The following is a 23977-nucleotide window of genomic DNA, read 5'->3' as shown; positions in this document are numbered from 1 at the left end:
GAGGAATCCGGCGTCCGATAATAAATCGCTGAAAAAATGCCGGCGCGCCGTGTTTGACGGCGGGCCGGCGGCCTCTTGCCCGCCCGTTCCGCGGGTGCGGCGCGGCTGCGCCGCAGTCGCCGTCGCACGGCGCTTCATAAATTTGGGCGGCCGAGGAAAAGCCGGACGGCTCGGCGGATCGCCGGCCGTCCATGATATGGCGCTTTCTCTCGTACTATGAGCTAAGCGCCCTTCGCCCTTCTTTTATATCCGGTGTTTTTTATTCCCCCGCGGCTTTGCTTATCAGCTTTTCCAGGTATCTTGATTTGAGCTGGGCCTGAGCGAAAGAACGCTGGAGGCCTGGGAGTTTCAGTATCGCGCCGAGGACGCCTGCGAGAAGGCGGTGGCTGAAGAGAACCTTGTTGTCGAATATCAGATCCTGCAGCTTGCCGCGCTCCGTAGCCATCGCGACCGCCTTGTGCGTCGTGTCGAGCGGCGTTATCAGCCTGTTCGGCCGCGGCTCCAGCATCAGCGCGTGCGTCTGGCAGTTCTTGACGCAGACTCCGCATCCTATGCAGCGCTCAGGGACGACGCGGGCTTTTCTGCGTCCGTTCTCTTCCGTCATCTCTATAGCGTTTACCGGGCATATCTTCATGCACTTGCCGCACCCTACGCATTTTTCCGCGTTCGCCTTAGACAGGAAGTTCGAGCATATCGTCTGCGCGACGCCGAATCGCTTTATCGCAAGCATCGCTTCGCAGCAGCACGAGCAGCAGTTGCAGATGAAATTGACGCGCCGGCGCACGTTTTCGCCGAACTGGACGAGGTTGTAGTCGTACGCCTGCGCGAGAAGGTCGCGGCACTCCGCGGCGTCGATCTCGCGCGCGTGCCCGTATTTGATTAACGTGTACGCCGTCGTGTTGAAGGTCATGCAGATATCCATCGGCGCGTCGCAGGCGTGTCCTTCGTGCATAGCCTTGTGGCGGCAGTAGCACATACTTACGCCGATATGCGTGGCCGTGTCTATGACGTTCGTCGCGCGTTCATAGTCGAGCACCTGCAGAAGATATTCGTCCGGAATCTGCGGCTCCTGCGCGAAGATGCGTCCCATCTGTATGTCGCCGCCGCATACGAGGTCGCGCATGAAGTCTTCTTCTACCGTGATGTACTGGTAAAAAAGCTCGCTCAGCGTCTTCTGGTCTATGTCGTGGCGCACGCGCATGAGCGAGAACTCGAAAAAGCCGGCCATAGGCGGCGGCACCGCGTACATCTGCTCGCCCTCCTGCTCTATATCGACGATGAGCGCCTTCCCCGCGAGGTCGTCGAGCATCTTCTGGGCTTCGTGCTCGGGCATCTGCCACATTTGAGCGGCCTTGCGCACGTTGAACGGCTTTATAGGAAGCTGGGCCATAAGCCCGGCCTCTTTCTCCGTCATGAGTATTTTTAATATGTCGTATAAACGTTTTGATTCGGGCGCGCCCTGCGGGAAGCGGTTCAGTCTTTCGATAAGCCGCGTATAGGGCGAGCCGTGAGTGTGGTTGTGCGACATTCGCGTCTCCTCCCGAGTTCATTTACTCTGTAATTATACTCTTTTCAAAACAATATATCTATGTCACGCGGCATTGGCGCGCATGGGCGCCGGTTTCCGCGGTGTGTTAAAATTATGACTGCTGCGCGCGCCCTGCGCGCCGGAGAGTTATTTTTAATGAAAGACGTGAACCGATATGGCAGAGATACTAAAGGGCAGGCCCGTCATAGACAAGCTTAACGATCACCTCAAGAACCGAGCGGACGAGCTGCGCGCGAAAGGCTCCGCGCCGGCGCTCGCGATAATCCGCGTCGGCGACAGCGAGGACGACATGGCATACGAGCGCAGCGCGGCGAAATGCTGCGAAGCCGCCGGCGTCGAGGTGAAACGCCGCCATTTCCCGGCGTCCGTGGGGCAGGACGAGCTTATAGGGTACATCCGGGAGCTCAACAGGGACGCCGCCGTCCACGGCGTCCTGCTGCTGCGTCCGCTGCCTCCGCACATAGACGACCGCGCCGTCTGCCGCGCGCTGGCGCCGGAGAAAGACGTGGACGGCATCACGGAGTATTCGATGGCCGGGCTTTACTCCTGCAAGAAGATAGGCTTCGCGCCCTGCACGGCGGAGGCCTGCATCGATATGCTCGACCACTACGGCATAGAGATAGCCGGCAAGCGCGCCGTCGTCGTTGGGCGCAGCTTCGTCGTAGGAAAGCCGGTCGCGATGATGCTGCTCGAACGCGACGCCACCGTCACCGTCTGCCACACGAAGACGAAAAACCTGCCGTCGATATGCCGCGAGGCCGACATCCTCGTCGTCGCGGTAGGGCACGCGAAGATGCTCGGACGCGAATATTTTTCGCCGGGGCAGGTGATCGTGGACATAGGGATAAATTTTGACGAAACCGGCGCGATGTGCGGCGACGTGGACTGCGACGAGGCCTCCAAGACGGCGCGCGCCGTGACTCCCGTCCCCGGTGGTATAGGGCGCGTCACGACCGCGGTGCTCGCTAAGCACGTGGTCGAAGCCTGCGGCAGGATGATGAATAAAACGACGAAGTTGTAAAAAATAGGCGAAATTGCCGATAAGCCTGTAGGTCAGACAATATCCCGCGATTGAGTCTATTAAAAATAAAGAAAAACGTGAAAATCAACACAAAGCAGTAAATCGCCTCGTGTTGATTTTTTTATTGCCCTGTTATATCATTCCGACACGTAAAGATATGTAATATTTTTACAAAGTTTTTACATTTTATTAGCACATAAGTAATGGTAAGGTGATAACGGCTCTGTATTAAGTATGTAATTTTTGTTTTCGCCCTCTATATAATCAGCCGGCGAGGGCGGGACTGAAATTAAATTGGGGAGACCCCGCAATACGTATAAGGAGGTAGTTTTATGAAGAAATTTTTTGCGTTTTTGATGCTGGTTACGATGCTGTTCGTATCCAGCGCTGCGATGGCTGCGGAGAAGCTGACGGTCTACACGTCGATGAAGGACTCGCTTATCGGCGAGCTTAAGGACGCTTTCCTGAAACAGAACCCTGACGTTCAGTTCGACGCCTACGTCGCCGGCGCGGGCAAGCTCATGGCTAAGATCGCCGCTGAGCGCCAGTCCGGCAAGATGGTCGCCGACGTTCTTTGGCACAGCGAAGTTCCCGACTTCTATCAGCTTAAGGCGCAGGGCGTGCTCGAGGCCTACAAGTCGCCCAACGCGCAGTATGTAGACAGCCCCGTCATCGACCCGGACGGATACTTCACGCCCGCCCGCAACGGGACGCTCGGCATAGTTTACAACACGCGCTTCATCAAAGAAGCCCCGAAGACCTGGAAAGACGTCCTCGGCCCCGACTATAAGGACGCTTTCGGCGTAGCCGACCCGGCCCTTTCCGGCACCGCCTACGGCAGCGCGGCCGCTCTCGTGAACCTCTACGGATGGGACTACTTTAAGGATATGCAGAAGAACGGCGGCATCATGAGCCAGGGCTCCGGCCAGGTCGTGGACGACACCGCGATGGGCGACCTCGTCGCCTGCATAGGTGTCGACTACATCACGATGGCTAAGATAGAGAAGGGCGCCACGCTCGCCATGGCTTACCCGAAGGAGACGATAGTGCTTCCGAGCCCCGTCGCCATCATCAAGGGTACTGAGAATCTTTCCGCCGCTAAGAAGTTCGTGGACTTCCTGCTCTCCAAGGAAGGCCAGCAGATCATAGCCAACAACTACACGCTTCCCGTGCGCGACGACGTCGAGCTCCCGGCCGGCAGCCCGCTGCCGAAGCCGCACGACGCGGTCGTCAACGCCATCAAGCTCGACTTCGAGAAGATGAGCGGCGAGGGCAAGGAAGCCTTCATCAAGGAATTCAAAGAAATTCTGCGCCCCGGCAAGTAGCCGTTATGCGCCGCGGCTGCGCGTGATCGAGGCGCGGCCGCACGCATAAGGTCTTTTGGCGGTTTTTACGGGAAGGCCTGGTTTTCACGGCCTTCCTAGTTTTTTAATGGCAGAAGAAAGGAGTGGATCTGTTTGGCTGAAGTCAAACTTGAGCACGTGCGCAAGGCTTACGGCAACAAAGTCGTCTACAAGGACCTCAACCTTACGATAAACGACGGCGAATGCTTCACGCTGCTCGGGCCGTCAGGCTGCGGCAAGACGGTCATGCTGCGCATGATAGCCGGATTCGAGTCGCCGGACGCCGGAACGATCAAGATAGGCGGAGTTACGCAGTCTTCGCCGGCCGAAAAGATAATGGTGCCGCCGGAGGAGCGCTCGCTCGGCGTCGTCTTCCAGGATTACGCGGTATGGCCGCACATGACCGTGAGGGAGAACGTCATGTACCCTCTCCAGATGCAGAAAGTCGATAAGAACGAAGCGGCTAAGAGGACGCAGGACGCGATAAACAGCGTCAACCTGAACGGCCTCGAGGAACGTCTCCCGTCGCAGCTCTCCGGCGGTCAGCAGCAGCGCGTCGCCTTGGCGCGCGCCCTAGTCGCCGAGCCGAAGATAATGCTTCTCGACGAGCCGCTGACCAACCTCGACGCGAATTTGCGCGAGGAGATGCGCTTCGAGATAAGGGCCCTTCAAAAGAGAAAGGGCGCGACAGTCCTCTACGTCACGCACGACCAGGAGATAGCGCTCGCGATATCCGACCGCCTCGCAGTGCTCGACCAGCACGGCAATATCTGCCAGGTCGGCACTCCGGTGGAGCTTTTCGAACGTCCTGTCAACGCCTTCGTCTTCCGTTTCATGGGGGTGGCGAACATGCTCCCTGTCGAGGAACGCGGCGGAAAGCTGTACGTCAAGGGCACGGACGCGCTGCTTGCGGACGAGGTTAAAGAGCCGCTGCCGAAGGACGCGGTGATGGGCTGCCGCCCGTCGGATATCGACCTTTTCCGCGGCCCGGACGGCGGCATGGTCACAGGCACCGTGACGCGAGTCAACCTGCTCGGCCCGATAGTGGACCAGCGCATAGATTTCGCGGGACACGAGCTCCGTTCGCAGATGGAGACTCATTTCGCGATAGATCATAATCTTATATTCGAAGAAGGCGACCGCGTCGGAGTGAAGATAGCGAACCAGCTCATATTCGACGCGAGAACAATGGAAGGAGTGATCGAGGATGCCTAGCCATAACCATCCGGGCGGCAGGAAATTCGGAATGGCAGAGATAATATTCCTTCTCGCCGTCCTTATCCTCGTCGTCATAGTCGCGCTCCCGGTAATACTTATTTTCTGGACGTCGTTCATAGTCGACGGACATCTGAACCTTCAGGCTGTCGTCGACACCATCATGCAGCCGGAGACGTTCCAGGCCCTCAAAATGTCGGTGCTGATAGCGATATGCGTCACAGTGCTCTGCACATTCGTCGGGACGCTCTTCGCCTGGCTCGTCACGAGGACCGACCTGCCCTTCAAGGAGACGATGAAAGTTCTCTTTACCGTTCCGTTCATGCTTCCGGCGTTCATCGGCGCCATCGCGTGGAAGATGCTTCTTTCGCCGCGCGCTGGGTACATCAACCAGTTCTGGATGGGATTGTGGGGGACCAGAGAGCCGCTCTTCAACGTCTACGGCTTCTGGGGCATAGTGGTCATAGAAAGCATGTACCTGTTCCCCTTCGTCTTCATACAGGTCAGCGGAGCGCTCGAACACATGGATCCGACGCTTGAGGAGTCGGCGCGCATATCGGGCGCGGGACTCTTTACGATAACGCGCAAGATAACGATACCGCTGATTATGCCATCCGTCGTAGCGGGCGCGCTGCTCGTCTGCCTCTACTCGCTCTCGCACTTCGGAACGCCCGCCATACTCGGCACCGGCGTCGGCATCTACACGATACCGACTATGATATACGAGCTGATCCACCAGAGCGCCGGCAGCTTCGCGGCGATACGCGCAGCTACAGTGCTTTCCGTCGTACTCGTGCTCTCGGCCGCGGTCATACTCTACGCGCAGAACCGCGTGGTCAAATCGGGCCGCTTCCAGATAATCGCCGGTAAGAGCGTCCGCCCGACGGTGCTCAAACTGCGCGGACTGCGTATGCCGCTCTTCATATTCTGCTGCATCTACCTGCTCATCACGGTCGTCATGCCGACGGTCACGATATTCATAGTCGGAATGCTCAAGACCTACGGCGTGCCGGTGACGTGGGAGAATATGACGTGGGACAACTTCCGCTACGTCCTCTTCGAATGGAAGCTGACGCGCGACGCTATATGGAACTCCACATACCTGTCGCTCTCCGCGGCCTTCGTGACGATGATCGCGGGCGGAATAATCTCCTACGTCCTCGTCAAGCTAAAAGTGCGCGGCAAGTGGTTCCTCGAGTTCCTCGGAATGCTGCCATTCTCGCTCCCCGGGACGGTCATCGCCCTCGGCGTCATCCTCACCTGGAGCGGACGCTTCGGCATCAACATCTATAACACGGCGTGGATAATCTTCGTCGCCTACATCGCGCGCTACATGGCCTTCTCGCTCAAGTCCAACAGCGCGGCGCTGGAGCAGGTGCACGACTCACTGGTCGAGGCCAGCCGCGCTAGCGGCGCGACTCCGTGGCAGTCGCTGCGCGACATAGTCATCCCGCTGATACGCCCAGGCATGGTCGCCGCGTTCTTCCTGATCTTCCTGCCGGCGCTCCGCGAGCTGACGACCTCCGTCCTGCTGTACGGGCCTACGACGAGGACGATAGGCGTCGCCATCTACACGCTGAACGAGGACGGAGAGACGGTCTACGCCTGCGCCCTCGCGGGTGTCGCGCTGCTGCTCATCGTCGGCGGCGAGATAATCATCAAGCGCTTCTTTGAAAAGAAGCACCGCGCAGACAACGGAGGTGCTTAACAATGGCTTATGTTGAACTGAGAGACGTTACGAAGCTCTTCGGCACGGTGCGCGCAGTCGATAAGCTCAACCTTTCCATAGAAAAAGGCGAATGCTTCTCCTTCCTCGGCCCGTCCGGCTGCGGCAAAACGACGACGCTGCGCATGGTAGCCGGCTTCGAGGATCTCGACGGAGGCGAAATAGAGGTCGGCGGCAAGCTCATGTCGTCGAAGGCGAAGAATTTCTACGTCCCGCCGGAGCACCGCGGCTTCGGCATGGTCTTCCAGGCCTTCGCCGTATGGCCCCACATGACCGTCTACGACAACGTCGCCTTCCCGCTCAAGATAAAGAAGCTCAGCCGCTCCGAGATAGAGGAACGCACGAAGCAGGCGCTCGCGAACACGAACCTCACGAAACAGGCTCAGCTCTATCCGAACGACCTGTCGGGCGGTGAGAAGCAGCGCATAGCCTTGGCTCGCGCGCTGTCCATCAACCCTGGGCTCCTGCTGCTCGACGAGCCTCTGTCCAACCTCGACCCTCACCTTCGTGAGGAGATGCGCTTCGAGATAAAGGACCTTCAGCGCAAATATGACTTCTCAATCATATTCGTCACGCACGACCAGTCCGAGGCGATGGCGCTGTCGAACCGCATCATGGTAATGAAGGACGGGCGCACGATGCAGATAGACACGCCGCTCAACATCTACGCGCACCCGAAGAACCAGTTCGTATTCAGCTTCATCGGCCTCTCGAACTTCATCAAGGTGAAGCTCGACGGCGGGCGCGCCGTGATAGAAAGCGCGCCGGAAGCCGGGGCGCTTGCCGCGGAAATACCGGCGGAATTCGCCGGAGCGCCCAAGGCGACGCTCGCCTGCCGTCCGTCCGACGTGCAGTTCGTGCCGGAAGGCGAAGGCGTGCGCGGAGTCATCGACCGCATGGCCTACCTCGGCGAAACCGTAGACTATATGGTGAAAGTCGGGACGCAGGAAATCCGCGTCGAAAAAAGCCGCCGCGAGCCGCGCCTTGAAGTGGGCCACGCCTGCTCGATATCTATACCGCGAGTAGTCTGGTACGAATAACCGCGCATGGCGCGCGACAAATAGACAAATAATAAAAGACAGGGCCGCGGCACATAACCGCGGCCCTGTCTTTAGTTTGTCTTACTCTTTAGGCAAAAACGCGGGAAATTACTTGCCCAGCCAGCGCGGCATATTCTGAAGGAAAATGTGCTGAATCCGCTGCACGGCGGGGCCGGGGCGGCCTGCGCCTATCTTCTGCGCCCCTACGCGCACCACCGGGAGTATCTCCTTCACTGAGCCCGTGATGAACGCCTCGTCGGCCTGCGCCAGCTCTTCCTCGAGCGGGCAGCGTTCCTCTACCGTGAAGCCGTTCTCGCGCGCGAGCGTTATCACTATATCGCGCGTCACTCCGGCGAGCACGCGCCCCACCGGGGCCGTAACGAGCTTCCCGTCCTTGCAGAGGAAGAAATTGCTGCTCAGAGCCTCCGTTATCTCGCCCTTAGGCGAAATGTAAAGCGACTCGAAATTCGTCTTATTCGACTTGGAAAGCGGGATAAGGCCGAAAAGATAGTTCGTGCTCTTGATGGTCGGGTAGGGACGGTCTACGTGGTTCGGCTCGAGCGCGATGCCGTTCTTGAGCTCGTCCTCGGTCGGCTTGTGCGCTTCGTCGAAGATCACGAAAAAGCGCGGCTGCGGGAAAGTCCCACCGTCGTTCACGTCGCCCCCGGTGACGAAAGGCTTCACGATGCCGTCGAAATCCTTCATCTCCGGCAGCGCCAGCCCTCCCCTGATAACCTCGGGAAGCTTCTCTATAATCCCGCCGCCTATGATGCCGGCGCCGGCGACGCTCTCCGCCAGCCTCTCAAGATGCTGCGCCATCGCGAACGTCTTGCCGCGGTATATCCTTATAGTCTCAAACGTGCCGACCCCGCGCTGTATCACGAGATCCGTTATCGGAAGAGAACACTCCGACAAAGGCGCGTATTTCCCATTGCAGTAACAGATAGCCATAAAAAATTCTCCCTCTTTCGTCGATTGACTTTTATCCCGTCGCGCTGGCGCCGGCCTTAGAACGGCACCGGCAGCCCGTTGTCTATCCTGTAATTCCTGTAATAAAGCGCGAGGTCGCAGAGCACCAGCGTCGTATTCAGCGTGTACGGAATGAGCATATATATCGCCGTGTGGCTCACGAGCACCTTTGCGATGCCCGCCAGATAGCCCACGACGATGATAAGCATGAAAGCGAGGCTCTTGCCCTTCCGCGTGCGGCTCGCCCACGACCTGTGTATCGAGGCGGGCCACGCCGCCGCGAAGCATATAAGCATTACGACCTCTAAAATATTGCTCCATGGCATGATTGACAGCCTCCCCTGACACAGTCTGCCCGCTCGGGCGCATTTTTATATTATCTCACTTTTTACGCCGCGCGGGGACATGCCGGGAAAATTTTTCTTTTTACCGCCGAACGGAAAACCGCGCACTTGACCGTATCTTAATGGTGGAATACAATATCCATTATTCCATTATCGGCGGAGGAGGAGAGGACGCTGAACCCAATCGTAGATTTGCCGGAGCCGCTTTTGCTCGGGCTGCACGCTCTCGGCGAGCTTGCGAAGGATCCTGGGCGCTGCCTCACGACGCAGCAGGTAGCCGCGGCGCTCGGCACGTCCGAGCCGCACCTGTCTAAAGTGCTCCAGAGGCTCAACAAGGGCGGGCTGATAAAATCCGTCCGCGGCCCCGGCGGCGGCTACAAACTGAACTGCGTCCCGTCCGAGACGCCGCTCTATCCGGTTTTCGAACTTCTGGGCGGCCCGTTTGAATCACGCGAATGTTCGCTCGAGGGCTGTCGCGGCAAAAAATGCTTCATATCGGACATGGTCAACGAGCTGTCTCGCGCCTTCCTGCGCTACCTCGCCTCGCGCACGCTCGCCGACTTCGCGGTCTACTACGCGAGCGGCAGGGACGTGAGCATCGAAATATCTGTGATAACCCCGAGCCTCGGGCAGAAGCATCCGAACTTCGGGCATATAGCAAAATAAAATTTCTTAGGGAAGGATTGTTGTAATTGGTCAACGTCAGAAAGAAATTGTTGACGCTGTTATCCGCAGCGGCGCTCACGGCCTGCGCGTCGTCCGCCGCGTTCGCGGAAGGCTTCGGCGTCTACGAATGGAGCGCCGCCGGAACCGCCATGGGCGAAGCTTATATGTTCGGAGAAGAGGATCCGTCTGTTCTCGCTTACAACCCGGCGCAGATAACAAAGCTCGACGGCACGTACTTCAGCATCGGCGCCAGCTTGGTGAACCCGGATACGAAAGTACTGTTTAGGAGATTAGGTCCGCTTGTCGGCGGTCACGGTCAGGATGAAATTTGGGAAAATGAATACGACCCAGCTGTCATTCCTTACATGTACTATGCGACAAAGGCCGGCAAAAATTCATGGTGGGGCGTGGCGATGTTCTCGCGTTTCGGTAACCAGATAGAATACAATGACCTCTGGCCGGGGCGCTATGATACGATTTTCTCTGGTATAAAAGGCTTCACTGTGCAGCCAACGTATGCATTTAAAATTGGAGATAAACTTTCTGCGGCAGTTGGGCTTGATATAAATTATGTTAAGTTGAGGATGCGTAAAAGCGTGCCATTGACGAATCTAGGTATGCCAAACGTAGGCACTGACCTAGAAGGCGACACTGTAAATGTCGGTTGGCTGGCTTCGCTGATGTACGACTTTGACGATAAAACTTCTCTAGCTGTCACATACCGCTCTCGCATCAAACATACAATGGATGATGCTGATATAGCATTTAGCTCCAACGGCTTTAACATTGAAAGCGGCGCAAACGGTACTGTTACACTACCGGATTCAGTTGCTATAGGTCTTGGTCATAAATTCAATGATAAAACGCGTGTAGAACTAAATGCAGTCTGGACAAATTGGGAAACGTACAACGCGCTGAATATCTATTTTGATAATCCTGCATTGGGAATACCACCTGTTTATGGACGTTCTCTCAATGAAAAGAATTGGGAAGCCTGCTGGCGTTACGGTATAGGTATCGAACACAAGCTCAGCAAGCAGTGGAGTATCCTCGCAGGCTACGTGTTTGATGAGAGCCCGATACCTGACAGCACTATGGACTTCACAGTACCTACCGGCGACCGCCATCGCGGAAGCATTGGATTCAAGTACCGCTTCAAGGAAAATCACGAAATCGTCTTCGCCTACACTGGTATCTGGGCCGACAGCCGTGAAACTCAGTCGCGTGTCTCGCCCGGCATGGACTACCAGTCCTCTGAGATATTCGACGGCTTCACTCAGGTCATCTCGCTCGGCTACACCGTCAAGCTCAAGTAATCGTATTACGTAATAGCTTTGATTCAGCGGCGGCTCTCTAATTGAGGGCCGCTGTTTTAATATTCAGAAATTGTGTATTTTGTAAAAAAACTCTTGTCAATTATAAATATTGGTGTATGCTACGGATATGTTACACAGGTATCACCGGTTCGTTAATTTATTCTTTAATTCACGGGAAGAATAGAGGGCGGACGGGAAAAACTAGGAGGGACACTTATGGCAACGCAGGAATATTTTGTGGATCTCGACAGCTTCAAACGTCTTAATTCCACCCCGATCAGATCGACGATCGAAACGGCATTTTACGGGAACAACATTACGCCTGTAGAGAGCCTGAAAGAGGCCTACAAGCTGGCGAAGGATTGCCCGGGGACGATAGAACTCACCGGAATGCCGGTTTATAAGCCGACGGAACTTGGGCTGCCGGAAGGGGCCAACGTCCTTCTCTTCAACGACGGCGCCGTCTACGGGCGCTGCGCCGCCGCGCGCCGCATCACCGGCGAGCCCGGCGTCAACGTCACCGAAATGGCGTTGCTCCTGCGCGAAGCCATCTACAATTCGCGCTTCCGCAAATACTACCGCGCGGAAGCCATCATCGGGCTCGACGAGGACTTCATGGTCAAGGCCCACCTCATGCTCCCCGAAGGCTTTGAGAACAACCTTTACAGTTGGATGCTGAACTTCCAGTACATCAACGAGGAATACGCGAAGCGCTACGAGAAGTCGCGTCCGCTTGCCAACGACGGCGACGTCTACGTCTTCGCCGATCCGTACTGGTCGCACCCCGACTATCCGCTCGGCCTCGCCTTCTTCTCGCCAGAGCAGAACTGCGCCGCCATCCTCGGCATGCGCTACTTCGGCGAGTACAAGAAGGGCACGTTGACGCTCGGCTGGGGCATCGCCGCGCGCAACGGCTACGCCTCGTGCCACGGCGGACTCAAGCGTTATAAGCTCAAGGACGGAAGCGACAAGAAGTTCGTCCTCGCCGTCTTCGGACTCTCCGGCTCCGGCAAGTCCACCATCACGCACGCGAAGCACGGCGGCAAGTACGACGTTACCGTGCTGCACGACGACGCCGTCATCATCAACGTAAAGGATAAGTACGCGATAGCGCTCGAACCTTCGTACTTCGACAAGATGCAGGATTACCCGATAGGCTGCCCGGACAACAAGTATCTCCTTTCGCTCCAGAACTGCGGCGTGACGGTGATGCCGGACGGCAAAACCGTCGTAGTTGGCGAAGATATCCGCAACGGCAACGGACGCGCGGTAAAGTCGAAGCTCTGGACGCCGAACAGGATAGACAGGATAGACGAGCCGCTCGACGCTATATGCTGGCTCATGAAGGACTCCACTCTCCCGCCCGTCGTGAAGCTCACCGGGCCGTCGCTCGCGGCCGTCATGGGTGCGACTCTCGCGACGAAGCGCACCTCGGCCGAGCGCCTCGCCCCCGGCGTGGACCCCGACGCGCTCGTCATCGAGTGCTATGCGAACCCGTTCCGCACATATCCGCTCGAGATGGACTACACGCGCTTCCGCTCGCTCTTTGAGGACGGCGTGTCGTGCTACATCATCAACACGGGCTTCTTCATGGACAAGAAGATACCGAAGGAGATGACGCTCGAGATAATCGAGAAGATAGTCGAGAACACCGCCGAGTGGAAGCCGCTCAACGAAATCCCCGGCATGCAGATAATGGAGATAGATGGCTTCGTTCCAGACTTCGGCGACGCGAATTACAAGCAGCAGTTCATCAGCAGGATGAACGACCGCATGAAGTTCGTCAAGTCGCGCGAGACGGAGAAGGGCGGAATAGACAAGCTGCCGCAGGACGCGGTAGACGCTCTCGAGAAGGTCATTTCCAACATAAAGTAAGCCGGAACATCCGAAATTTCTGTCAAAGAGCCGCGGGCGCGAGCCGTCCGCGGCTCTTTCTCGTCCGCGCGCGTTTTACGGATTCGCCGCGAAAGGGTAAAATTCTCTTGTGTGGGAAACTTTTCCGAAGGGGTGTGTATCGTGACTGATTTTTCTAAAGTTACAAAAGCGCTGGAAGGGCGCGGCTACAAAGTCAAGGTATTCGCGACCGGCGCGGAGGCCGCGGCCTACGTCGATGGCGCGATAGACGGCGCGAGCGTCGGAATAGGCGGCTCAGGCACCGTGCAGGCGCTTGGGCTGTACGAGATGCTTGAGAAGCACAACAAAGTGATATGGCACTGGAAGCAGGAGGCTGGAGAAGCGCGCAGGGCCGCCATGACGGCGGACTACTACCTGACCTCGGCGAACGCGCTCGCCGAGACAGGCGAGATAGTGAATATCGACGGAGTAGGCAACCGCGCGGCCTCAACGCTGTTCGGACACAAAAAAATATTTTTCCTTGTAGGGCGCAACAAGCTTGCCGCCGACTACGAAAGCGCCGTGTGGCGCGCTCGCAACGTAGCCGCGCCGCGCCGCGCCCAGCAAATGGGCCGCAAGACTCCGTGCGCCGCAAACGCCGACCGCTGCTACGACTGCCGTTCCGCCGAAAGCATCTGCTGCGGCATGGCGACGCTGTGGCGTCCTATGGGCGGAATGGAGGCCGAGGTTATACTTATAGACGAAGATCTCGGGCTGTAAGTCGAAGTTAGTCGAAGAATCGTCAGAAAATTATTCGTACGGCGGGCGTCCCTTCACACTGCGGTCCGCCGTTTTTTATAGTTTAGGCAGCTTAGGCAGAGCGTCGATCAGCGCCTTGGTGTATTCGTGGCGCGGGTTCTGCATTATTTCGCGCGCGTGTCCGCTTTCGCAGATTTTTCCGTCTTTGAGCACTATTATGTTTTCTGCTGCGTAGGCGGCGAGGCGCAGGTCGTGCGTGACGAAGATCATCGACATGCCTGTCGCGGTGCGGCGGCGCAGCGCTTCGATTATCTCTCCGCGCGTGGATGCGTCCTGCATCGATGTCGGCTCGTCGCATAGCAGCAGCTCAGGCCCGAGCATCAGAGCGCGCGCCAACTCGACGCGCTGGCGCTGCCCGCCTGACAGGCCGACGGCGCGCGAGGCGAAGATGCGCTCGTCTGTGAGGCCGAACTCGGCGAGAAGTTCCTTCGCTCGTTCGCGGCGCTCTGCCTTCGTGCGTTTCACGCCCGCTATTATCTCGGGTTCCGTCACGGCGTCCATTACCGAAAGCCCGGGCGGCAGAGCGCCGTACGGGTCTTGCGGCACGTAGCCGCAGCGGCGGCGCAGCGCAGTCAGCTCGCGTGCCGTAACTGCGCCGAGCTCCCTGCCGAAAAGCTTTACTCTTCCGGATTTAGGCTGAACCAGCCCTATAGCCGCGCGCAGCAGCGTGCTTTTGCCGCTTCCCGACTCGCCGACTATCGCGAGCGCCGCGCCGCCTCCCGCGAGCGAAAGGCTCACTCCGTCGAGCGCGGTGTGGCTCCTCGCCGCGCGCGATTTGAATTCCACAGTAAGGTCTTTTATCTCAAGAATAGGTTCAGCCGTCATTTTTCCTCCCTCACAGCATCGAGGCGACGAGCGCCTTCGTATGCGCTTCTTTCGGCGCCCGTATGAGTTCCGCGGGAGAGCCGCTCTCTATCAGCCGCCCGTCCTTCATTACGAAAAGTTCGGAACATGCCTGCGCGGCCATCGGGAGGTCGTGCGTCACGAGCAGTATCGTCAAATTTTTATCGCGGCGCAGCCTTTCGAGAAGCTTCAGAATCGCCGCCTGCGTTATCACGTCCAGCGCCGTCGTCGGCTCGTCGGCGAGGACCAAACTCGGCTCGCATGAGAGCGCGAGGGCGATAGCCGCGCGCTGCTTCTGACCGCCCGAGAGCTCGTGCGGATAGCGGCGCGCCGTCTCCGCGGGAAGCTCGACCTCCTCGAGCATCTTCGCGGCGCGCCGTTCCGCCTCTTCTCCTTTTATGCCGAGATGTACGTCGAGCACTTCTTTTATGTGCCGGCCTATCGTCATGACCGGCGTGAAGGAGTTGAGCGCCCCCTGCGGCACGAGCGCTATCTCGCGCTGGCGCAGCGCGGCGAGCTCGTCTTCCGGCAGGCCTAGGATGCCGCGACCCTTGTAGATGATTTCGCCGCGCGCCTCGGCTCCGGCGGGGAGCAGGCCGAGCAGCGTCATTAGCACGGTGCTTTTGCCGCTTCCGGATTCGCCTATGAGGCCGCAGAAGGAGTTCTCCGCGACGGAGAAGGAGACGTTTTTCACGGCTTCGTTCGATTCGCCGCGCGCGTCGTATGTTACGGTAAGGTTTTTGACTTCGAGCATCATTTTTTGCCGAGCCTCGGATCTATCTTTTCTTCAAGGAATTTGCCTATGTCCATAAAAATCAGGCAGACGGCGACGATTCCTAGACCCGGCGGCAGCAGCAGCCACCACGCGCCCTCGGTGAACGCGCCGAACGAATGCGCCTCGTGCAGCATACGCCCCCACGATATGAGCCTCGGGTCGGAGAGGCCGAGGAAGGCGAGGCCCGCCTCGGCCAGTATCGCGCCGGGGACGCCGAGCGCGATGTTCGCGAGCAGAACGGGGGCCGTCTCGGGAACGAGATGGCGCGCGAGTATGTAGCTGCGCTTCGCGCCGAGAGCGCGCAGAGACTCGACCCACTGGCTCTCGCGCAGCGTCAGCACTAGCGCGCGGACGCTTCTCGCCGTCCCCATCCACGAGAATATTGAAAGTATCAGCACGAGCTGCCACAGCCCCTTGCCCCATATCCCCGCGAGCACCATGAGGATGGGCAGCGTCGGTATAGACATGAGAATGTCCACCGCGCGCATTATAAGCGCGTCGCAGAGGCCGCCCGCGTAGCCCGCGGCGAGGCCGAGCGACATTCCGAGCAGGCTGGCTATCAGCGTCGCGCTGACGCCTATTATCAGCGATGCGCGTATGCCGTATATCAGCAGGGTGAAAACGTCGCGCCCGCGCTGGTCCGTGCCGAGCAGTCCGCAGCGTTCGCCGGGCAGCGAAAGTCTGAGCGAAATATCTTCGCCCGCGCCTTCTACGCGAAGTTCATACACGCCGGCGCGCGGGAAGAGATAGTCCACGCTTCTGCTTATGAGCGGCAGGCCGAGCGCATGTTTGAAAATCATGTCGCGTCCGTCGAGGTTCAGCCAGTATTCGGATTCCCCCGACAGTTCCGCGAGCAGGAACTTGCGCTCAGGCGTGCGCCACGTCACCGTGACGCGCGACTCGGGCGAGGCTTTTATCTTTCCGGACAGCGAGAATATAGCCGGCGGGTTTTTATCCCACGTTATGGAAGTCTCGGCGGAGTTTATTTCGTATGAGACGTTCGCCGGAAGCGTGCCGGAGCGCCACCATACGGGGCGCGCGAACGGAGCGCCCGCGAATTCGTACGGCGAGCGAGGCAGCAGCGCGGGGCCGAAAACGCCGAGAAGCGCGAGCAGTATGAAGGCTATGACGCTTTTGCGCGAAAGTATATCTTTCATTCTTTGCGTCCCTCGATTCTCACGCGCGGATCGACGAGGCCGCAGGCTATGTCGGCGAGCAGATTGCACGAGACCGTTATCAGCGCGAGAAGGTAGAAAGCCGCGCCGGCGCTGGGGTAGTCGCTGCCGGAAATGGCTTCAAGCAGGAATGTGCCGATGCCGTGCAGCGAAAAGACGGATTCCGTTATGACCGCGCCCGAGACAAGCCCCGGCACAGACATCAGCAGTATCGTCACGACGGGCGGCAGAATCGTGCGGAATGCGTGCCATACGACGCGCTGACGCGACAGGCCGCGCGCGCGCGCCATCAGCGCGAAATCCTCGCCCATCGCGCGCACCATCAGGTTGCGCACGTACAGCGCCCAGCCGCCGAAACCCATCAGAGAAAGCGACAGCACCGGCAGCGCCATGTGCCATATATAATCCGCCGCGAGAGCGAAGCCGCCGTCAGGCGGCGGCACGGAGAGAGTGCCGCGCAGCGGGAAGAGCGGCAGAGCGCGCGCGAAGAGCATCAGCAGCACGAGCTGCACGAAAAATCCCGGGAAGGACGAAGTGAGGGCGCTGGCGCGCAGCACGAGCTTTTCCGCGAATTTGCCGCGGTTGACGGCGGCCTTGACCCCGAGCCACGTGCCGAGCAGCGACGAGATAAACATCGACGAGACCGTAAGCGTGAGCGTCACCGGAAGCCGCGACAGAAGTTCGTCCCAGACCGGGCGGCGGCTCATAAACGATAGTCCGAAGCTGAACGTCAGCATCTGCTTGATGTATATGACGAACTGCTCCCATAGCGGCCTGTCGAGGCCGTAGAGCGCGCGAAGGTTGGCTTTCGCCTCGGGCGAGAAGGACGGGTCTATTATTGAGCTCACGGCGTCGCCGGGCATCAGGCGGAAGAGCAGGAAGTTGAGCACCAGCACCGCCGCGAGCACGACGAGCGACGAAGCGACGCGGCGCAGCAGCCAGCCGCGGCTCATTTCGCGCCCTCCAGAAGCCTGTAATGAGGATTGCGGCGCATCATGACGTACTCGCCCGGCTTGTAGCTCTCGAGCATGAACGGGCCGCAGCCGAGCAGCCCGCGCGGGCCGAATTTAGCTTCCGCTCCGAGCGGGTCCCAATTCTGCCAGTCGGATATCATGTCTAGCGCCTTCTTCGGGAAACACGGCAGTCCGCCGATGTTGTCGAGATGCCAGTAGCTGACGCCGTCCATCTCTACGCGCAGCGTCAGGCGGTCCGGCGTCTCCGTCTTCCGTACATTCTTGACGCTGTCGAAGAAGCGCGGCAGCTTGTTGTCTTTTATGAAATCTATCGAAGCCTTCATGTCGAGCGCCGTGAGCGGCGAGCCGTCGCTCCATTTCAGCCCGTCCTTCAGCCTGAATACGAGCTCGGTGTGGCGCTCCGCGCCCTCGCCCTCCGTGCGTACGCTCCAAGATTCGGCCAGAGCCGGCATATCCTCCAGCGTGTAAGGGTCCGTGCCTATCATCGTCTCGTATATCATGCCGAGCACCTGCCACGAATAGGCCGACGAGGCGGTGAACGGATTGAGATTGCGCGGCTCCTCCGGCAGCAGCATACGCAGCGGGCGCATTTTGCCGCCCGCCGGCTCCGCTGTCAGAAGTGTCCACATGTTGTCGGCGGTCATCTTGTCCGTCGTGAAAATGTTTTTCCATCCGCTTGAAATCGCCGAAACCGAAATGCGGCTGTAAATCGGGACGGAGGGCACGAGCTCCGCCAGCAGACGCTGCGCCTCGTCGGAAGCCGCGCGGGCCGACGCCTCGTCGGGAGCGAAGCGCAGCCGTTCGAGCGCCGCGTCGAGCCGCGCGTCGTGTACGCCGGTCATGTTGTAGCCGCCCGGGAAATCCATCGAGCTGTGATAAAAGGAATAAAGCGAATCCGGGTTGCGCCCAAGGCTCCACGCGAGCACGGCCATAGAATATTCCTTGCGGTCGAGCCTCGCTATCATCGTCGAAAAATCCATCGGCTCCGTTTCTGCGGGGAATCCGGCCGCCGTCAGCGAATCGGCTATAAGCTCGGCGAGCTCCGCCGTCGTAGGCGCGAGGCGCGCCAGCGGCGTCAAAATAGCCATCTTGGGGAAAGGCCGTCCGTCCGGCGCGCGCAGAAAGCCCGACCCGTCGCGTGTATAGCCGCGCTCTTCAAGCATCCTCGCCGCCCCCTCGGGGTCGTATATATCCCTGGCGCCGCTCGCCAGCGCCCACGGCGAAACCGGCGGAAGCCATGAATTTATCGGCTCGCAGTAGCCGGAGAAGATCATGCGCACGATGCTGCCGCGGTCCACCGACATCGCCGCCGCGCGCCGCACTGCGGCGTCGTCCCACGGGAACTGCTTGTTGTTTAGAAGAAGGAAGAACGCGTGCATTCCGCGCGCGAGCGACATGTTCAGCTTCGGGTTCGAGCCGAGCCGGTCTATGTCAGAAGGGCGCGCGACGTCGCTCAGCACGTCGAGCTCGCCGGCCTCCGCGGCGAGTATCTGCGCGTCCGGGTTCGTGATGATGAGCATCGAAAGCTCCTCGAGCTTCGGCCCCCTTATCGAATTTACGTCAATCCGCTCCGCCGCGCGCGCCTCGGGAGCGAGAAGCAGAAGAAGCGCGGCGAGCGCCGCAAGCAAAATTTTTATAGCGCCTCAGTCCTCTTTTTCCGGGGCCTTGAGCCGTATCTCCTTTCCCGGGACCGGCTTGCCCGCGATGATTTTAAGCAGGAGCCTAGCCGCGAGCACGCCCGTCTCGAACGACGGCGCGCCGTCCCCCTCCAGCGCGAGCGAGTGGAAATCCTCGCGCGTGAAACCGAAGCATAGAACCGGCATCGAAAGCGCGCTCGGGAAATTCTCACCGTCGCACCAGATTACCCCTTCCGCGCCGAGTCCGTCAAGCGCCTCCGCAGCGCGCTTCGCCCGCGCCGCCGCGCCGCCGGTCGTCTTGAATATGACGTCGTAGCCAGAGTTCGAGAAGGCGCGCTCAAGCCCGCCGAGAAAAGCGCCGGCCCACTGAGCCGCCATGTCGCGCATTACGGCTCCGACGAGCCTGCTGCTCTTCGTCGAAAGATTGCGCGCGTTGCGGTCGAGCTTATAGTCCAGCGCGCGCACGCTCTCCATGACCTTTATCTTTGTTTTTTCCGAAATCCTGTGGTCTCCGCGAAGCACGCGGCTCACAGTGGCCTTGTCCACCCCCGCGCGTTCCGCCACATCCTGCATAGTGACTTTCATAAAGCCGCGACACCTCTTGATGCAACCGATTGAATTGAATTATATCAGAGGCTGGGCGGCGTGTAAATGAAAGCCGGCTTACGGGCCGGCGTAAAACAAAAAATTATCTTTTCATGCTGCGACGCGATTCGGACTACTGGGAAATCGTCCACTTCAGCATGTACTTTTTGATATGTTCGAATACCTGCATGACTACTACGAGCACGACCACCATGAAGACGAAGCCGGCCCACGTTCTGTCGTAAAGCCCGAAATCGGCGTATTTTCTGACGTAATATCCCATGCCGTACTTCGCGCCGTACATCTCGGCGTAAACGAGCATGACGAACGAACTTCTCAGCGAGTTGACGAAGCCGGCGAGGATTGAAGGGCTCGCCGCCGGCAGAATGACCTTCGTCAGACGCTTCCAGCCGTGAAGCTCCAGAGTCGCAGCCTTGTCGAGATAGCGCTTGTCTATCGTCATTATCCCCGTTATAGTGGCGAAGAGCGTGGCCCATACGGTCCCGTACACTACCAGAAAGAGCGAGGCCGCCCAGAAGCTCGGTGCGAGAAGCAGCGCGAACGGCGAGAGAAGTATCGACGGGACGACGCTGAAAGTGTAGACGATCGGGTGAAGTATCTCGCGCAGCCTCTTATTCATTCCGAGCAGCGTGCCTATGCCGAGAGCGAAGACGAGCGAAACGACGACGGACGGTATCAGGAGCCTGAACGAGGAAAGCATGTTGAGGAACATCGTATGCGAGTCCGCCGGAAACGCTTTGCATATCAAATCGATCTTCGGGAAAAGGAAGGCGTTTACAAGCCCGTTGTCGGCGATAATCTTATATAAAAGAACCAACGCGGCGTAAATGCCTATGGTGATCCAGTATTTTTTTATGAACGAGACTGCTTTTTCCATATAATGGTTTTCCTCCGCATAAGCGGCGCGGGGCGGAAATCCGCCGCCAGCGCCGTAGAAATCGTTATTTAATTAGTGGTTGTTCTCCTCAAAGAATTTGAGCTGTCTGTCGTAGAATTCTTTGTCCTGCGAATATATCTTCTCATCGGCCATAAGTTCGTCAAGGGCGGCCTTATAGAGCGCCGTGTCGATATGGTCGGTTATCTTAATATTCTTGGCGTTCTCGCTGAGGAATCCTGTCTTGTCGAGAACGTTCCAAGCGTCGATCACTCTGTCCTTTATTGGGTCGGCGTTGATGCGGTAGTGCTCGTTGAGCATATACGAGGCGACGTAGTCTTCGTTTGCACCGATCTCTTCAGCCATCCACTTGACGACTTCTTTTTTGTTTTTCTCATAATAGGCCTGAGCGCGAAGCTGAGCCTTCATAAGCAGCTTGAAGGTCGTCGGATTCTCCTTCAGGAAGTTCGTGCGGGTATAGAGGCGGCAGCAAGAGTAGTTGGGCGTGATATCGCTCATAAAGTTCACGATTTTTATGTTCGGCATATTCAGTATGGAATACATCTGCCCCGTGCCTATAACTCCGAAATCTGCTTCGCCGCTGACGACCGCAGCGACTCTGTCGCTCTGTGTCGGGAGCACCATCCATTCAGCCTCTTTGAGCGGGTCGTGTCCGAGTTTCAGCAGAGCGCCGGTCAGCGCGAACTGGTCGGGCGGGCATGCGATTTTCTTTCCTATGAAACTTTCAATGCCTTTCCACTCAGTGTCCTTTTGAGCGATTATAGGCATGCATCCGGTGAGCATGTGTCCGCCGAAGATGATTATGTCGTTGCCGGCGGCTATTGCCGAAAGCGGGTCGTTCGTGCCGTTGTTGGAAACGACGTCTATCGTTCCTGCAACGAGCGCAGTGCCGCTGTCGTCTTCCATGTTTATCTCAACGACGTCGAGGCCGTATTCTTTGAAGTACCCGAGCCTCTTGGCTACCGTGACGAGGCCGTTGCCGCTCGTACCTCTGGCCCATCTTATCGTTGCCGTCTCCGGTTTGTCTTTTGCCGTTTTGTCGTCGGCCCAGCACGGAGCGCCGGCAGCAATCGCGCCGGCTCCTGCGAGTACGGCTGCGGCGAGCGCCGCGAACAGTACTTTTTTCATTTTGTAAAATCTCCTTTCTTTTTTGCCGCTTGTCTGCGGTTTACGACATGCGTCTTTCGACATCAGTATTGATTATTTTTATCAGCGTGTTGCGCAGCTTGACGGCCTCCGGGTTGTCGAACTGCGTTTCTCTTGTTATGCGTTTGTCGTGAGGACGCTGGCAATCGTAGATGACGCTGCTCGGCGACTGCCCGAATACCAGTATCCTTGTTGCGAGAAGCATCGCTTCGTCTACGTCGTGCGTGACGAAAAACACCGTTTTTTTCGTTTCGTCTTTCGACCACAGGTCTATTATCAGATCCTGGAGCCTGGCGCGCGTTACGGCGTCCAGCGCGCCGAACGGCTCGTCCATCAGCAGTATAGGCGGATTTATGCTGAAGGACTGCGCTATCGCGCAGCGCTGTTTCATTCCGCCGGAAAGCTCTTTCGGCAGTTTTTTGTAGACGTCAGGATCGAGGCCAACGCTCTGAAGCATATCCACGGCGATTTTCTTCAGTTCGCTCCTGTCCCTGTCCGGGTAGCGCTGCGTCAGGGCGAGCATGATGTTTTCCCCCGCCGTCATCCACGGGAACAGGCCGTAGTCCTGAAAGACGACGCCGCGTCTGAGGCTCGCGCCGTCTACCTTGACGCCGCCTGCCAGTATCTCGCCCGTCGTCGGCTTTTCCAGACCGGCGATCAGACGCAGAAAAGTGCTTTTGCCGCAGCCTGACTGACCGAGCAGACAGACGAACTCTCCCGGAGCGACGTCGATGTTTATGTCTTTCAGTATGAGCCTGTCCTTCTCGTCCTCGTAGGCAAAGGAGAGGTCGTGTACGGCTACGGCGTTTTCGCCCCGACCGTCCGTTTTTCCTTTCTCCATCCTATATCGCCGCGAAGGCCTGTTCGAAGTCGCTTATCAGGTCTTCGGTATTCTCAAGGCCGGCGGAAAGGCGGATCAGGCCGTCGCTGATTCCTGCGGCGAGTCTGTCCTCTTTGGACATATTGCCGTGCGTCATGCTCGCCGGGTGCTGTATCAGAGTCTCAGGGTCGCCGAGGCTGACGGCTATGGAGACCAGCTTGAGCGCGTTTATCATCTTTTTGCAGGCGGTGAAGCTGTCCATGCCGTTGACGCCGTCTTTAAGCTCGAACGAGATCATAGCGCCTGTGAATCCGTTCATCTGTTTTTTGATGAGTTCGCTCTGCGCGCCGTCCAGTCCGGGATAGTATACGCGATCGACGTAAGGATTCGCGGCGAGCCATTTAGCCAGCGCCGCGCCGTTGGCGCAATGGCGCGCCATACGCAGTTCGAGAGTCTGCATACCGCGCAGCACAAGGTAGGAATTGAACGGGCTGGGCGAAGAGCCGCAGAGCTTCGTCATCGCGGAGCCGCGTATCAGCGCGATGTCGTCGGCCCTTCCCACTACAGCGCCGCCGATTACGTCGCCGTGTCCGTTGAGGTATTTCGTCACGCTGTGGAGCGAGATGTCCGCGCCGCACTTTATCGGGTACTGGATGGGCGGCGGCGCGAAGGTGTTGTCTACCACTACGCGGATCGCGTGCTTATGCGCCAGTTCCGAGATGGCTCCGATGTCGGTTATGACCATTGTGGGGTTGGTCGGTGTTTCAAAATAGATGATTTTTGTCTCCGGGCGTATCGCCGCTTCCACGGCTTTGAGATCGCTCGTGTCCACGAAAGAGACGGAGACGCCGAACTTGGCCAAAGTGTCGTGCATGACGAAAGACGTGCAGCCATAAACGCAGTTGCCCGCTATTACATGATCGCCGGCCTTTAATAACGCTACGAGTACGGAGCCGATTGCCCCCATTCCTGACGCGGTGGCGACGCAAGCCTCTCCGCCTTCGAGAAAGGCTATTTTCTGTTCAAGCGCTGCGGTTGTGGGGTTTCCGCTTCTTGAATAGACGAAGCCGGGGATCTGTTTGCTGAACTTCCCGCAGCCTTCCTCGACAGTTTCGAAACAATAGGTCGATGTCTGGAATATCGGCGTCGCCAGCGCGCCGTATACGGGGTCGGGGTTTTGTCCCGCGTGTATTGCCGCCGTGCCGAATCCAGCTTTGCTTAAGTCGAATTTGCTCAAAGATATTCCTCCTTAAATAAACGTTTTC

22 protein-coding genes are annotated in these 23977 nt (G+C 58.2%); 9 read left to right on the top strand and 13 right to left on the bottom strand.

The features are described from left to right. Nucleotides 1-259 precede the first annotated feature (259 nt). Entirely contained in the window at nucleotides 260-1528 is a 1269-nt protein-coding gene (locus B5F39_RS01010) for a 4Fe-4S binding protein (RefSeq protein WP_087362972.1), read from the bottom strand. Between the two features lie 175 nt (nucleotides 1529-1703). Here B5F39_RS01010 and B5F39_RS01005 point away from each other — a divergent pair, with 175 nt between their 5' ends. The 5 genes from B5F39_RS01005 to B5F39_RS00985 all read left to right on the top strand — a co-directional run bounded on the left by B5F39_RS01005 (nucleotide 1704) and on the right by B5F39_RS00985 (nucleotide 7894). After that, on the top strand, nucleotides 1704-2570 hold the full coding sequence (locus B5F39_RS01005) for a bifunctional 5,10-methylenetetrahydrofolate dehydrogenase/5,10-methenyltetrahydrofolate cyclohydrolase (protein ID WP_087362971.1): 867 nt from the start codon (nucleotides 1704-1706) through the stop codon (nucleotides 2568-2570). A gap of 332 nt (nucleotides 2571-2902) precedes the next feature. After that, complete coding sequence (locus B5F39_RS01000) at nucleotides 2903-3895, top strand: ABC transporter substrate-binding protein (protein ID WP_087362970.1); 993 nt, start codon at nucleotides 2903-2905, stop codon at nucleotides 3893-3895. 132 nt (nucleotides 3896-4027) lie between these two features. Then, complete coding sequence (locus B5F39_RS00995) at nucleotides 4028-5128, top strand: ABC transporter ATP-binding protein (RefSeq protein ID WP_087362969.1); 1101 nt, start codon at nucleotides 4028-4030, stop codon at nucleotides 5126-5128. A gap of 31 nt (nucleotides 5129-5159) precedes the next feature. Beyond that, the gene (locus tag B5F39_RS00990) at nucleotides 5160-6836 is read left to right on the top strand and encodes an iron ABC transporter permease (RefSeq protein ID WP_239390999.1); all 1677 of its coding nucleotides are present in this window, start codon (nucleotides 5160-5162) and stop codon (nucleotides 6834-6836) included. A gap of 2 nt (nucleotides 6837-6838) precedes the next feature. Further along, a complete protein-coding gene (locus tag B5F39_RS00985; RefSeq protein WP_087362967.1) occupies nucleotides 6839-7894 on the top strand; it encodes an ABC transporter ATP-binding protein in 1056 nt (351 codons plus the stop codon). Between the two features lie 108 nt (nucleotides 7895-8002). Here B5F39_RS00985 and B5F39_RS00980 read toward each other — a convergent pair whose 3' ends face one another. Beyond that, nucleotides 8003-8845, bottom strand: coding sequence for an aminotransferase class IV (locus B5F39_RS00980; protein WP_087362966.1), 843 nt, complete (start codon nucleotides 8843-8845; stop codon nucleotides 8003-8005). A 56-nt stretch (nucleotides 8846-8901) separates the two neighbouring features. Continuing rightward, complete coding sequence (locus B5F39_RS00975) at nucleotides 8902-9189, bottom strand: hypothetical protein (protein WP_087362965.1); 288 nt, start codon at nucleotides 9187-9189, stop codon at nucleotides 8902-8904. A gap of 210 nt (nucleotides 9190-9399) precedes the next feature. Here B5F39_RS00975 and B5F39_RS00970 point away from each other — a divergent pair, with 210 nt between their 5' ends. The 4 genes from B5F39_RS00970 to B5F39_RS00955 all read left to right on the top strand — a co-directional run bounded on the left by B5F39_RS00970 (nucleotide 9400) and on the right by B5F39_RS00955 (nucleotide 13802). Continuing rightward, nucleotides 9400-9873, top strand: coding sequence for an Rrf2 family transcriptional regulator (locus B5F39_RS00970; protein ID WP_158095884.1), 474 nt, complete (start codon nucleotides 9400-9402; stop codon nucleotides 9871-9873). Nucleotides 9874-9899: 26 nt separating this feature from the next. Continuing rightward, nucleotides 9900-11189, top strand: a complete 1290-nt coding sequence (locus tag B5F39_RS00965) for an outer membrane protein transport protein (protein WP_087362963.1) — start codon at nucleotides 9900-9902, stop codon at nucleotides 11187-11189. A gap of 216 nt (nucleotides 11190-11405) precedes the next feature. Continuing rightward, nucleotides 11406-13064 (top strand): phosphoenolpyruvate carboxykinase (ATP), encoded by a 1659-nt coding sequence (locus B5F39_RS00960; RefSeq protein ID WP_087362962.1) that lies wholly within the window; start codon nucleotides 11406-11408, stop codon nucleotides 13062-13064. A gap of 141 nt (nucleotides 13065-13205) precedes the next feature. After that, on the top strand, nucleotides 13206-13802 hold the full coding sequence (locus B5F39_RS00955; RefSeq protein ID WP_087362961.1) for a lactate utilization protein: 597 nt from the start codon (nucleotides 13206-13208) through the stop codon (nucleotides 13800-13802). A 75-nt stretch (nucleotides 13803-13877) separates the two neighbouring features. Here B5F39_RS00955 and B5F39_RS00950 read toward each other — a convergent pair whose 3' ends face one another. From B5F39_RS00950 to B5F39_RS00905, 10 genes are all read right to left on the bottom strand, one after another. Continuing rightward, nucleotides 13878-14666 (bottom strand): ABC transporter ATP-binding protein, encoded by a 789-nt coding sequence (locus tag B5F39_RS00950; protein ID WP_087362960.1) that lies wholly within the window; start codon nucleotides 14664-14666, stop codon nucleotides 13878-13880. Nucleotides 14667-14676: 10 nt separating this feature from the next. Beyond that, nucleotides 14677-15441, bottom strand: a complete 765-nt coding sequence (locus B5F39_RS00945) for an ABC transporter ATP-binding protein (RefSeq protein WP_087362959.1) — start codon at nucleotides 15439-15441, stop codon at nucleotides 14677-14679. Further along, entirely contained in the window at nucleotides 15438-16616 is a 1179-nt protein-coding gene (locus B5F39_RS00940; RefSeq protein ID WP_087362958.1) for an ABC transporter permease, read from the bottom strand. Before B5F39_RS00940 ends, B5F39_RS00945 begins: the two co-directional genes overlap by 4 nt. Next, the gene (locus B5F39_RS00935; protein WP_087362957.1) at nucleotides 16613-17587 is read right to left on the bottom strand and encodes an ABC transporter permease; all 975 of its coding nucleotides are present in this window, start codon (nucleotides 17585-17587) and stop codon (nucleotides 16613-16615) included. The genes B5F39_RS00940 and B5F39_RS00935 overlap by 4 nt, the downstream gene beginning before the upstream one ends. Next, nucleotides 17584-19236 carry an ABC transporter substrate-binding protein gene (locus B5F39_RS00930; RefSeq protein ID WP_087362956.1) on the bottom strand — a complete coding sequence of 551 codons (1653 nt, stop codon included), beginning with the start codon at nucleotides 19234-19236 and terminating at the stop codon, nucleotides 17584-17586. The genes B5F39_RS00935 and B5F39_RS00930 overlap by 4 nt, the downstream gene beginning before the upstream one ends. A gap of 15 nt (nucleotides 19237-19251) precedes the next feature. After that, nucleotides 19252-19830 carry a LacI family DNA-binding transcriptional regulator gene (locus tag B5F39_RS00925; protein ID WP_087362955.1) on the bottom strand — a complete coding sequence of 193 codons (579 nt, stop codon included), beginning with the start codon at nucleotides 19828-19830 and terminating at the stop codon, nucleotides 19252-19254. Nucleotides 19831-19963: 133 nt separating this feature from the next. Further along, nucleotides 19964-20728 carry an ABC transporter permease subunit gene (locus B5F39_RS00920; protein WP_087362954.1) on the bottom strand — a complete coding sequence of 255 codons (765 nt, stop codon included), beginning with the start codon at nucleotides 20726-20728 and terminating at the stop codon, nucleotides 19964-19966. A 72-nt stretch (nucleotides 20729-20800) separates the two neighbouring features. Beyond that, nucleotides 20801-21874, bottom strand: coding sequence for an ABC transporter substrate-binding protein (locus B5F39_RS00915; RefSeq protein ID WP_087362953.1), 1074 nt, complete (start codon nucleotides 21872-21874; stop codon nucleotides 20801-20803). A 40-nt stretch (nucleotides 21875-21914) separates the two neighbouring features. Beyond that, nucleotides 21915-22733: an ABC transporter ATP-binding protein gene (locus tag B5F39_RS00910; protein ID WP_087362952.1), complete on the bottom strand. Its 819-nt coding sequence runs from the start codon at nucleotides 22731-22733 to the stop codon at nucleotides 21915-21917. 1 nt (nucleotide 22734) lies between these two features. Beyond that, complete coding sequence (locus B5F39_RS00905) at nucleotides 22735-23949, bottom strand: PLP-dependent aspartate aminotransferase family protein (protein WP_087362951.1); 1215 nt, start codon at nucleotides 23947-23949, stop codon at nucleotides 22735-22737. Between the last annotated feature and the right edge of the window lie 28 nt (nucleotides 23950-23977).

It is taken from the genome of Cloacibacillus sp. An23, from assembly GCF_002159945.1.
Taxonomy (GTDB): domain Bacteria; phylum Synergistota; class Synergistia; order Synergistales; family Synergistaceae; genus Caccocola.
Note: the sequence above shows the minus strand (reverse complement) of the source record. Positions and strands in the feature narration are given on the sequence as shown.

Coding starts and splice junctions, on each gene's coding strand:
- B5F39_RS00940 (WP_087362958.1), bottom strand. CDS start 16,616: ATGAAAGATATACTTTCGCGCAAAAGCGTCATAGCCTTCATACTGCTC.
- B5F39_RS00915 (WP_087362953.1), bottom strand. CDS start 21,874: ATGAAAAAAGTACTGTTCGCGGCGCTCGCCGCAGCCGTACTCGCAGGA.
- B5F39_RS00910 (WP_087362952.1), bottom strand. CDS start 22,733: ATGGAGAAAGGAAAAACGGACGGTCGGGGCGAAAACGCCGTAGCCGTA.
- B5F39_RS00935 (WP_087362957.1), bottom strand. CDS start 17,587: ATGAGCCGCGGCTGGCTGCTGCGCCGCGTCGCTTCGTCGCTCGTCGTG.
- B5F39_RS00920 (WP_087362954.1), bottom strand. CDS start 20,728: ATGGAAAAAGCAGTCTCGTTCATAAAAAAATACTGGATCACCATAGGC.
- B5F39_RS00960 (WP_087362962.1), top strand. CDS start 11,406: ATGGCAACGCAGGAATATTTTGTGGATCTCGACAGCTTCAAACGTCTT.
- B5F39_RS00975 (WP_087362965.1), bottom strand. CDS start 9,189: ATGCCATGGAGCAATATTTTAGAGGTCGTAATGCTTATATGCTTCGCG.
- B5F39_RS01010 (WP_087362972.1), bottom strand. CDS start 1,528: ATGTCGCACAACCACACTCACGGCTCGCCCTATACGCGGCTTATCGAA.
- B5F39_RS00950 (WP_087362960.1), bottom strand. CDS start 14,666: ATGACGGCTGAACCTATTCTTGAGATAAAAGACCTTACTGTGGAATTC.
- B5F39_RS00990 (WP_239390999.1), top strand. CDS start 5,160: ATGGCAGAGATAATATTCCTTCTCGCCGTCCTTATCCTCGTCGTCATA.
- B5F39_RS00945 (WP_087362959.1), bottom strand. CDS start 15,441: ATGATGCTCGAAGTCAAAAACCTTACCGTAACATACGACGCGCGCGGC.
- B5F39_RS00980 (WP_087362966.1), bottom strand. CDS start 8,845: ATGGCTATCTGTTACTGCAATGGGAAATACGCGCCTTTGTCGGAGTGT.
- B5F39_RS00985 (WP_087362967.1), top strand. CDS start 6,839: ATGGCTTATGTTGAACTGAGAGACGTTACGAAGCTCTTCGGCACGGTG.
- B5F39_RS01005 (WP_087362971.1), top strand. CDS start 1,704: ATGGCAGAGATACTAAAGGGCAGGCCCGTCATAGACAAGCTTAACGAT.
- B5F39_RS01000 (WP_087362970.1), top strand. CDS start 2,903: ATGAAGAAATTTTTTGCGTTTTTGATGCTGGTTACGATGCTGTTCGTA.
- B5F39_RS00925 (WP_087362955.1), bottom strand. CDS start 19,830: ATGAAAGTCACTATGCAGGATGTGGCGGAACGCGCGGGGGTGGACAAG.